Genomic DNA, 10,243 nt, shown 5'->3' with positions numbered 1-10,243 from the left:
GAGGGGGCGGAGGCGTATTTGAGCGACTGATCGGTATCGCTCGGAAAGTAAGCTCGAACGTCGTCCCCGCGCAGGCGGGGACCCAAGTTGCACGCCCTTCGTCAGCTCATCAAACTTGGGTCCCCGCCTGCGCGGGGACGACGGTATGCATGCAGGAATGACGGCGGCACGACGGTGCATTTGGCCCAAGCAAACCATGTTTAGTGCGTCCAACCCCCACAAACCGCCATTTCCTTCCGCGTAAGCTCCATTTTTCAGCTCTTCTGTTCTCCACTTAACCCCCCCCGCACGCTTGAGTGCACGATGTATTTTCGTAGTGTTTTTTCCTGATTAATCGTAGGACTAAACCTACATTTTTGACTGACAGTCACAAGTTCCCTAGGGGCGCAAAGGCCGCCCGTCCTCATTTCGTTTCTCATTGCCAATATTGCAATGTGTAAACGAAAAACTTGAGAAATTTGCATGTTACGATTCTCGGGTCCGGCATCCCGGAGACCGGCGCGTCCAAGCGCACAAGCCAGTTTCCGGCCGGCTGAATTCCAGATCAACGAGAACGCCCCAAGGCGAAAGGAACTTGAAAAATGCCAACCCTTATCGTGTTTTGCCACCTGCGTTGGGACTTTGTGTTTCAGCGTCCCCAGCACCTGATGACTCGCATGGCGGAACACTACCGAATTCTCATCGTCGAGGAACCGGTGTATCACGAAGGGCAGGCACACCTGAAGAAGACGGCCGTCGCGCCGAACATCACCGTGTGCCAGCCGCATACCGCGATCCATGCGCCTGGCTTCCATGACGACCAGATCCCGACCCTGCAGACCCTGCTGGCCGACCTGCTGCCGGAAGGCGAGAAGCCGGTCGTCTGGTTCTACACCCCGATGGCGCTGCCGCTGCTGCAAAGCTTCGAGCCTTCGCTGGTCGTGTACGACTGCATGGACGAGCTGGCCGCCTTCAAGAACCCGCCGAAGCAGCTGGTGCAGCGCGAGAGCGCACTGCTGAACATCGCCGACCTGTGCTTCACCGGCGGCCCGAGCCTGTACAACTCGAAGAAGGAGCGTCACGCCAACGCCCACTGCTTCTCGAGCAGCGTGGACGCCAAGCACTTCCAGAAGGCCCAGGACCGTTCGTACAGCCATCCGGACCAGGAAGCCATCCCGCATCCGCGCCTGGGCTTCTACGGCGTGATCGACGAACGCTTCGACACCGACCTGATCCGCGAGATGGCCGCCGCCCGCCCGGACTGGCAGATCGTGCTGGTCGGCCCGGTCGTGAAGATCGATCCGGTCCACCTGCCGCAGGCCGCCAACATCCACTACATGGGCCAGCGCACCTACGAGGAACTGCCGAAGTTCCTGGCCGGCTGGGACGTCTGCCTGCTGCCCTTCGCGCTGAACGAGTCGACCAAGTTCATCAGCCCGACCAAGGTGCTGGAGTACATGGCCGCCGAGCTGCCCTCGGTCTCGACCCCGATCACCGACGTCAAGGTGCCTTACGGTGACGTGGTCGCCATTGCCGAGACCCCGGCCGAGTTCATCGCCGCCTGCGAGCGCATGCTGAACGCGAGCGCGGAGCAGAAGGCCGCCCTGGCCGAGCGCATGCGCGCCATCGTCGCCAACACCTCGTGGGACAAGACCGCCGCGGCGATGCACCAGCTGATCCAGACCACGGCCCCGGCCAACAAGGCCCAGCGCCTGACCGCCGACCAGGCCGACATCGCCGAAGCCGGCGACAAGGTCAGCACCCTGCCAGTCAAGCAGACCGCCCAGGCGGTGGCCCTCGACGACCAGCCGAAAAAGGCGCAGGCCGCCGCCGAATAAGCCGGACGCGTTCCTTCAGGACCGCCCCGCAGCAATGCGTGGGCGGTTTTTTGCTTTTATGGCAAAATGCGTGGATGTCTATACTGCACCGCCTGCCTTACGAGTGGCTGATCGGCCTGCGCTACACCCGCGCCGGCAAGCGCGCCAGCCGCAACCGCTTCCTCTCCTTCATTTCCCTGATCTCCGTGGCCGGGATCGCCCTCGGCGTGGCCGCGCTGCTCGTCGTGCTGTCCGTGATGAACGGCTTCGAGAAGGAGGTCACGGCGCGCATGCTGTCGGTGCTGGCCCACGTCGAGGTGATGGCCGCCGACGGTTCGATGCCAGACTGGCAGCGGGTCGAGCAGCAGGCCCTCCGCAATCCGGAGATCGTCGCCGCCGCGCCCTTCGCCGAAGTGCAGGGCATGCTGCTGCATGAAGACACCATGAAGCCGGTGGTGATCCGCGGCGTGCTGCCCGAGGCCGAAGTCAAGGTCTCCGAAATCGCGCAGCAGACCCATGCCCGCAATTTAAAGGCCCTGCAGCCCGGTTCCTCGAACGTGGTGCTGGGCAGCGAACTGGCGCGCTCGCTGGACGTGAAGGCCGGCGACAAGCTGCGCCTCCTCGTGGCCGCCCCGGGAGCGTCGAACCAGCCGGGCCAGATCTCGACCCGCCAGCAGGTCTTCACGGTGGCCGACGTCTTCGATTCCGGTAACTACCAGTTCGATTCCGCGCTGGCCTTCGTCCACGTGGCCGATGCCGAAGCCCTGCAGGGACTCAGCGCGCCGGTCGGCCTGCGCCTGCGCCTGGCCGACATGTATGCGGCGCCGAAAGTGGCGGTGGAGCTGGCGCGCGGCCTCGACGAGCGCTTCTTCGTGCGCGACTGGACCCGCGTGAACGCGACCTGGTTCGCGGCCGTGCAATCGCAGAAGCGCATGATGTTCGTGATCCTCACCATGATCATCGCGGTGGCCGCGTTCAACCTTGTGTCCACTCTGGTGATGACGGTGCGCGACAAGCAGGCCGACATCGCGATCCTGCGCACCCTGGGCGCCTCGCCGGCGTCCATCATGCGCATCTTCGTGATCCAGGGGACCCTGGTGGGCGTGCTGGGGACCTTGCTGGGCGTGGCATTCGGCGTGCTGGTCGCCCTCAACGTCGACGTCATCGTGCCGGCGATCGAGCACCTGTTCGGCGTGCAGTTCCTGGCCAAGGACATCTACCTGATCAGTGAGGTCCCGAGCGACCTGCGCTGGGGCGACGTCGGCCGCATCGGCGGGGTGGCGGTGCTGCTGGCCTTCGTGGCCACGCTCTACCCGAGCTGGTCGGCGGCGCGCCTGCAGCCGGCGGCGGCGCTGCGCTATGAATAAGCGGGAGTAGACGCGGGGTGAGAATTCGCGCAATTTTATAGGCCCGGCGCTGGTAAGCTCTGCGCTTGATGATCAACCCTGCAAGGATCTGCCGAATGCGCCGCATTCTCTCCCGTACCGTTCTCGCCGCCGCCATCGCGGCGGCGGCGCTGGCTCCGGCCGTCTCTTCCGCGGCCTTCGATCCCGACGCCGTGGTGCCGACCGGCCCCGAGGTCAGGATCGGCAAGCTGCCGAACGGCCTGACCTACTACATCAAACAGAACAAGCACCCGTCGCGCCGCCTCGAGCTGCGCCTGGTGGTCAAGGCCGGCTCCATCCTCGAGGACGAAGACCAGCGCGGCCTGGCCCACTTCACGGAGCACATGGCCTTCAACGGCTCGACGCATTTCCGCAAGCACGAAGTGGTCTCCTACCTGCAGTCGATCGGCGTGAAGTTCGGCGCCGACCTGAATGCCTTCACCGGCTACGACCAGACCATCTATCAGCTGCCGGTGCCGACCGACAGGCAGGAGAACATCGACAAGGGCTTCACCATCCTCGAGGACTGGGCCCACGGCATTGCCTTCAACGATGCCGACATCGACAAGGAACGCAGTGTCGTCCTCGAAGAGCTGCGCACCCGCAAGGGTGTGACCGAGCGGGTCAACAAGGTGGTGATGCCGAAGCTGTTCGGCGGCTCCCGCTACGCCGACCGCGCCATCGGCGGCACCGATGAGTCGATCCGCGGCTTCAAGGCCGATGCGCTGCGCCGCTTCTACCGCGACTGGTACCGGCCCGACCTGATGGCCGTGGTGGCGGTCGGCGACGTCGAGCCGGAAGAGATCGAAAAGCAGATCAGGGCGCATTTCGGCGGCCTGCAGAATCCGGCGGCGCCGCGTCCGCGCACTTATGTCGAAATCCCCTCGCTGGCCGCCACCGAGGCGCTGGCCGTGACCGACCGCGAACTGGCGATGAACTCTGTCTCGGTGCACTACCCGGTCAGCCATGCACCGGATGCCGGCACTTACGGCAGCTACCGCGAGCGGATGCTCGAGCGCCTGACCGGCGCCATGCTGGCGCAGCGCCTGGGCGAGGTGTCGCAGCAGGCGAATCCGCCCTTCGTCGGCGCCAGCAGCGGCATCGGCCAGCTGGCGCCGGGCTACCGCGGCTATACCGCGCGCGTGGTGCTGGGCGCCGGCGGCAGCGCACCTGCGCTGGCAGCCCTGATGCAGGAACAGCAGCGCGCGCGCCAGCTCGGCTTCACGGGAGCGGAACTCGACCGGGCGCGCAAGAGCTACCAGCGCAGCCATGACCGCGGCTACAACGAACGGAACGGCACCGCGTCCGCCGCTTACGTGGCCGAGTACATCCGCAACTTCCTGGTGGGCGAAGCGCTGCCGGGTGCCGAGGCCGAGCATCGTATCGTGCAGGAGATGCTGGCCTCGATCACGCTGGAGGAGCTGAATGCCTTTGCCCGCAAGACCATTCCCGGCGAGTCCAGGAAGCTGGTGATCTACGTGGGCGGCGAAGCGGCGCCTGCGCCGGGATCGGCGCAACTGCTGGCCGAAGTCGCCGCCGGCGAAAATGCCGCCGTCGCCGCGCGCGAGGAAAAGGCCGTGGCGAGCAGGCTGATGGACGCGCCGGCCAAGCCGGGCAGCATCGTCGACGAAAGCGTGGACAAATCGCTGGGCATCACCCGCCTGACGTTCTCGAACGGCGTCAGGGCGATCCTGAAGCCGACCGGCTTCCAGCAGGACCAGGTATTGCTGGGCGCACGGCGCTACGGCGGCCAGCACCTGTTCGACGAGAAGGACCTGGCCAGCGCGCGCCACGCCAGCGCCCTGGTCTCGGCCATGGGCCTGAAGGACTATAGCCCCGTGGAGCTGCGCAGGATGATGGCGGGGCGTGCCGCCAATGTCGCCATGGCGCTCGGCACCGACACCGACGAGATCGGCGGCGGCAGCGGCGCATCGCTGGCCGAAATCGAGACCATGCTGCAGATGCTGTGGCTGCGCTTCGATGGCGTGCGCCGCGACGAGGGCCTGTACAAATCCTTCCTGGCCAAGGAAGAAGAAGTGCTGCGCCACCGCGACGTCAGCCCGCAGGCACGTTTCGGCGACGTGCTGGTCGACACCCTGTACGCGAAGCACCCTTACGAGCCGCGCGCAACGGTCCTGGCCGACCTGCCGAAGGTCGACCTCGACCGCAGCATCGCCCTGTACCGCCAGCGATTCTCGAGCGCGAAAGGCTTCACCTTCATCTTCGCCGGGAATTTCGAGGTCGAGAAGATCAAGCCGTTGCTGGCCGCCTACCTCGGCAGCCTGCCGACGCCGGACCTGCCGCTTGCCTACCGCGACGTCGGACTGCGCTATGCCAGCGGTGTGGTCAAGCGCGAAGTGAAGGCCGGCGCCGAGCCGAAGAGCAATGTGTCGCTCACCTTTACCGGCCCGGCCACCTGGTCGCCTGACGAGCAGCTGCGCCTCGATGCGCTGGTCGAGATCGTGAACCTGCGCATCGTCGACGTGCTGCGCGAGAAACTGGGCCTGATCTACAGCGGCCGGATGACGGGCGGGATCGCGCGCGTGCCCTACGAGCACTATCGCATCGGCACCTCGCTGCCGACCGGCCCCGACCAGGTCGAACACATGACGGCGGCGCTGTTCGCCGAACTCGAGCGTCTCAAGAAGGAAGGCCCGGACCCGGCCGACCTCGACAAGGTCAAGCGCGCCTGGGCCCAGTCCTGGCAGCGCAACCTGCGCAATAATGGCTACTGGGTGTCGGCGCTGGGCAGCGCGGAACTGTACGGCAGCGATCCGCACCGCATCCTCGACCAGCTTCAGCGCGCAGGCAAGATCACGCCCGAGGACGTGAAGCTGGCGGCGCAGCGCTACTTCAACACGGAGAACTACGTGCAGGTGGTGCTGAATCCGGAAGATCCGAAGCCGGCCGACAAGCTCACAGCTCGATAATCAAGTCCGGCCGGAACGCCGCCTGTTCGCCCTTGTTCGCATAGCCGAGCGGATTGGCGAGCACGCGGCAGGTCCGGCGCACACCGCCTGCCTCGCCCTCGACCAGATAGTCGTTGGCGCAGTGCAGGTGGCCGTGCATCCACACGTCCGCCCAGGGAATCAGTTCGTCCATCGCGTTGCAGAAGCCGGCCGTGCCGGGCGTCACGCCATATCTGGGGTCGGCGCTGCGCAGGCTGGGCGCGTAATGGGTCACGGCCACCGTCGGACCGTCGAAGGGTTCGGCCAGCGCCGCGCGCAGCCAGTCCTGGCAGCTTAAAGACATGTCGCGCTGGGCCTCGGCCAGCACCGGCTCGCCCTGGCGGAAGGTGGTGTTTTTGGCGAGGTAGTAGTTGGCGGCCCGGAAGGCCTTGCCGCGCGCCTGCAGCTGCTTCGCCAGGTCCGTTTCCCGGCCGGCGACGGCGTCGAAATCCGCCCACAGGGTGCTGCCGATGAAGCGCACGCCGTCGATGACGAGCGTTTGCCGGTCCAGCCATTCGATGCCGAGATGGGCGCATACGCGCTGCAGGCGCTCGTAGGCGTCCTCGTATTCGAGGCTGTCGAATTCGTGGTTGCCGGGGACGTAGAGGACCCGCGGCGCCGGCGAAAAGCGCTGCGGTGCAAAACGGGCCAGGCCGAAGTCTTCGTCCTGCAGGCGCGACCTGGCCTGGTAGGAGCCGATGTCGCCGGCCAGCACGATGACGTCGGTGTCGGGATGGATGAGGGGTTCGAAAGTGGGATCGCGCTCGAGGTGCAGGTCCGAAAATAGCTGAATTCGCATGATCGGACCAGTATAGCGGATCACTACACGACCGCCGGCAGGCGTGCGTGCAGTGATCGGTCTTGCCTGGTTACGCCAGCGGATCGATTGCGAAGGCCGGCATGCGGGCGTTGCTCTGCGCGGCTTCGAGGAACTTGTCCGCGGTGGTCAGCGCCTCGTTGATGGTGACGTCCATGTCCAGGTAGCGGTAGGTGCCCAGGCGGCCGACGAAGGTCACGTTGTCTTCCTGCTTGGCCAGGTTGACGTAGCGCTCCAGCTGGGCCTTCTCGCGGGCCTGGCGGATCGGATAGTAGGGCAGGTCCTTCTCTTCGCACTGGCGGCTGTACTCCTTGTACATGATCGAGCCTTCGTGCTGTTCCCAGGGCGAGAAGTGCTTGTGCTCGGTGATGCGAGTGAAGGATTCGGCGTTGTCGCAGTAGTTGATGACGGCGTTGCCCTGGTAATCGCCCTTCTCGCGGAACACTTCGAAGTCCAGCGTGCGGTAGGGCAGGCGGCCTTCGGCATGCTTGAACCAGGAATCGATCGGGCCGCTGTAGAACACGTGCTCGTAGTCGACCTTCGAATCCGGGTCGAACTTCGTGTTCAGGTGCACGGTGACGCCCGGCACGTCGAGGACGCGTTCCACCAGCACTGTGTAGCCGTCCTTCGGCATGCCCTGGTACTTGTGGTTGAAGTAGTTGTCGTCGTAGTTGAAGCGCACCGGCAGGCGCTTCAGGATGCTGGCCGGCAGTTCGCTCGGCTGCAGGCCCCACTGCTTGATGGTATAGGTCTTGAAGAAGGCCTCATACAGCTCGCGGCCGACGAAGCGCAGCGCCTGTTCCTCGAAGGTGGTCGGGTTCTCGATCGACTTGTCGCCCAGGTTGGCCAGGAAAGCCTGGGCTTCGGCCGGGCGGAAGGTCTTGCCGAAGAACTGGTTGATGGTCAGCAGGTTGATCGGCAGGGTATAGACGCTGTGGTTGGTGATGGCCTTCACGCGGTTCACGTAAGGCATGAATTCCATGTAGCGGTTGACGAATTCCCAGGAGCGCTCGATGTCGGTGTGGAAGATGTGCGGACCGTAGACGTGGACCATGACGCCGGTTTCCGGATCGCGTTCCGAGTGACAGTTGCCCGCTACATGGGGGCGCGATTCGAACACGTCGACCTTGTAGCCGGCCTGGGCGAGCTGGTTGGCGATCACGGCTCCCGAGAACCCAGCGCCGACGATGGCGATATTCTTTTTCATCTGTTTTATCCTGAAGTTGAGTTGTATCTACGCGCTTGCGGAGACCGCAAGCCCTGAAGCTTGGTGCTGGATAAGAACATGAGTGCGTCGAACACGACGGCATGCGCGGCCGGCCGGGCGCAACGTCGATCGCATGGAGGGCATGCGGAGTGGCGCGGGCGCGGCGTTCAGTATCGTGCCAAAAATATATCATCGATCACCCGTTCGGCATCGCACAATTGGATGCGTTCGGGATCTGGCGGGAGCAACTGGCGGGCTCGGCTTTGGCTGTGATGCGTCACGGTATTTGCCGAGTGAAAACGAGACTGCCGGCGCGTGGCCGGCAGTCGGGCAGAGGAACTACAACCGCTGCCGATCAGCGCTTGTCGTTCTTGTGGCTTTGCGAGCCGGCGCGCGCATGCTGTTCCGAAGAGCCGCCGCGGGTGCCGCCGTTGCCGCCACCGCTGTTGCCGGCGTTATTGCCGCCGGACTGCTGGTTGCCGCCGTCGTTCTTGTGGCTCTGACGCCCGGCCTCGGCGTGCTGCTGTGGCGAGCCGCCGCGAGTGCCGCCGTTACCACCGCCGCTGCCGGCGTTGTTGCCGCCGCCGTTGCCGCCCGATTGCTGGTTGCCGTCGTTCTTGTGGCTCATCGAGCCGGCGCGGCGTGCTTCTTCCGAGGTGAACTCGTGGGCATTGCCCGAAGCGTGGGCGGCGCGGCCGCCTTCCGAGGCGATTTCGCGCTGCTTCTGCGGGTCCATGCCTGCGAAACCGCGGTTACCGTTATTGCCGTTTTGCTGGTTGTTTTGTGCCATGATCACTCTCCTTAATGAATGGTTGCCATGCGTTCCTCGGTGTCGAGGAGTTGGATTCATCTTATGCTGATCGCATAAACACAGGTATAGGACTGCTCACGGCAGCGCTGTAGGATGAGTCCGGCGACCTCTGCAACATCAATGGCGCCAGGCCGGTCCCGGCGCTCCCGGCGCGAACCCCGGCGGCGGATCCGCCAGCTTGACGATCGACAGCGGGTGCGCAAAGCGGATGCCTTCCTGCTCGAAGCGGCGGTAGATCTCCAGGAAGATGTCCTGCTGGGCGTCCATGTGCAGGATGTAGTCGGGGCTGCGGAAGTGGTAGACCACCTCGAAGTTCAGCGACCATTCGCCCCACATGAAGAAGTGGGCGCGCTCGAAATCGATGTTCGGCTTGGCGCTGATGATCTCGCGGATGATGCGCGGGATCCGGCACAGCAGCTCCTCGCTGGTGCCGTAGGCGACCCGCAGCACGAAGGCCACGCGCCGCGTCTCCATCCGCTTGTGGTTGTGGATGCGGCTTTTCAGCAGGTCGCCGTTGGAGAACACGACCTGCTCGCCGCCCAGCCCGCGCACCCGGGTGGTCTTCAGGCCGATGTGCTCGACCGAGCCGAGGATGTCGCCGACGATGATGAAGTCGCCGATCTCGAACGGTTTATCCAGGGTGATCGAGAGCGAGGCGAACAAATCGCCGAGGATGTTCTGCACCGCCAGCGCCACCGCGATGCCGCCCACGCCCAGGCTGGCCACCAGGGCCGTGATGTTGACGCCAAAATTATCGAGCACCATCAGGAACACGATCACCCACAGCGTCAGGCGCAGGCTGAAGCCGAGGATGGCGCTGGAATTACGGCGCGCGCCGTCCTGGCCATGGCGCAACTGGTCGCGCCAGGCGCGCAGGCCGACGTCGCCCCACACCGCCACCTGCATCAGCAGCGCCGCCACCGCGACGCGCGACACGAACAGCGCGCGCGCCCGGCTCAGCTCAAGGAAGGTGCTGCCGAAATAGACGCCGAATGCCACGATGAACAGCAGATAGGTCCGCGATAGCATGGTCACGACCAGGCCGTCGAGGCGGGTCTCGGTAGCGGCGGAATTGGCGGCCAGTCGCCGCAGCACCACCGCGCGCACGAAGGCCATCGCCGCCGTCGCCAGCACCGCCACCGCCAGTGCGATGACCCAGTCTTCAAGGGAATTGCCAAGGAAGTAAAGCCGGCGCAGGGGCGCCAGGAAGGGGAAACGCATCTACAAACTCCGATTTGGTGCAACAACGCCATGCCAGTGTGAGGGCAGGCCGCGCCGA

At 64.9% G+C, this 10,243-nt stretch carries 7 protein-coding genes; 3 read left to right on the top strand and 4 right to left on the bottom strand.

Going from position 1 to position 10,243, the window contains the following annotated elements; translation table 11 throughout:
• Positions 1 to 656: 656 nt before the first annotated feature.
• From LQV39_RS08550 to LQV39_RS08540, 3 genes are all read left to right on the top strand, one after another.
• Positions 657 to 1,817 carry a glycosyltransferase gene (locus tag LQV39_RS08550; RefSeq protein ID WP_230023425.1) on the top strand — a complete coding sequence of 387 codons (1,161 nt, stop codon included), beginning with the start codon at positions 657 to 659 and terminating at the stop codon, positions 1,815 to 1,817.
• Positions 1,818 to 1,891: 74 nt separating this feature from the next.
• Positions 1,892 to 3,163, top strand: a complete 1,272-nt coding sequence (locus LQV39_RS08545) for a lipoprotein-releasing ABC transporter permease subunit (protein WP_230023416.1) — start codon at positions 1,892 to 1,894, stop codon at positions 3,161 to 3,163.
• A 95-nt stretch (positions 3,164 to 3,258) separates the two neighbouring features.
• On the top strand, positions 3,259 to 6,111 hold the full coding sequence (locus LQV39_RS08540) for a pitrilysin family protein (RefSeq protein ID WP_230023413.1): 2,853 nt from the start codon (positions 3,259 to 3,261) through the stop codon (positions 6,109 to 6,111).
• Here the strand turns inward: LQV39_RS08540 and LQV39_RS08535 are convergent.
• The 4 genes from LQV39_RS08535 to LQV39_RS08520 all read right to left on the bottom strand — a co-directional run bounded on the left by LQV39_RS08535 (position 6,098) and on the right by LQV39_RS08520 (position 10,185).
• Complete coding sequence (locus LQV39_RS08535; protein WP_230023411.1) at positions 6,098 to 6,928, bottom strand: metallophosphoesterase; 831 nt, start codon at positions 6,926 to 6,928, stop codon at positions 6,098 to 6,100. The genes LQV39_RS08540 and LQV39_RS08535 overlap by 14 nt on opposite strands.
• Before the next feature lie 70 nt (positions 6,929 to 6,998).
• A complete protein-coding gene (gene glf, locus LQV39_RS08530) occupies positions 6,999 to 8,153 on the bottom strand; it encodes a UDP-galactopyranose mutase (RefSeq protein ID WP_230023408.1) in 1,155 nt (384 codons plus the stop codon).
• A 355-nt stretch (positions 8,154 to 8,508) separates the two neighbouring features.
• Positions 8,509 to 8,943 carry a KGG domain-containing protein gene (locus LQV39_RS26360; RefSeq protein ID WP_374199415.1) on the bottom strand — a complete coding sequence of 145 codons (435 nt, stop codon included), beginning with the start codon at positions 8,941 to 8,943 and terminating at the stop codon, positions 8,509 to 8,511.
• Positions 8,944 to 9,081: 138 nt separating this feature from the next.
• Positions 9,082 to 10,185 carry a mechanosensitive ion channel family protein gene (locus LQV39_RS08520; RefSeq protein ID WP_230023405.1) on the bottom strand — a complete coding sequence of 368 codons (1,104 nt, stop codon included), beginning with the start codon at positions 10,183 to 10,185 and terminating at the stop codon, positions 9,082 to 9,084.
• Positions 10,186 to 10,243: the final 58 nt, after the last annotated feature.

Source organism: Massilia sp. Bi118, from assembly GCF_918697865.1.
Taxonomy (GTDB): domain Bacteria; phylum Pseudomonadota; class Gammaproteobacteria; order Burkholderiales; family Burkholderiaceae_D; genus Telluria.
This window is presented reverse-complemented; position numbering and strand designations above follow the sequence as displayed.

Excerpts from the sequence above, each read along its gene's own strand:
- LQV39_RS08545 (WP_230023416.1), top strand. The coding sequence starts at position 1,892 with ATGTCTATACTGCACCGCCTGCCTTACGAGTGGCTGATCGGCCTGCGC.
- LQV39_RS08550 (WP_230023425.1), top strand. The coding sequence starts at position 657 with ATGGCGGAACACTACCGAATTCTCATCGTCGAGGAACCGGTGTATCAC.
- LQV39_RS08540 (WP_230023413.1), top strand. The coding sequence starts at position 3,259 with ATGCGCCGCATTCTCTCCCGTACCGTTCTCGCCGCCGCCATCGCGGCG.
- glf (WP_230023408.1), bottom strand. The coding sequence starts at position 8,153 with ATGAAAAAGAATATCGCCATCGTCGGCGCTGGGTTCTCGGGAGCCGTG.
- LQV39_RS08520 (WP_230023405.1), bottom strand. The coding sequence starts at position 10,185 with ATGCGTTTCCCCTTCCTGGCGCCCCTGCGCCGGCTTTACTTCCTTGGC.
- LQV39_RS26360 (WP_374199415.1), bottom strand. The coding sequence starts at position 8,943 with ATGGCACAAAACAACCAGCAAAACGGCAATAACGGTAACCGCGGTTTC.
- LQV39_RS08535 (WP_230023411.1), bottom strand. The coding sequence starts at position 6,928 with ATGCGAATTCAGCTATTTTCGGACCTGCACCTCGAGCGCGATCCCACT.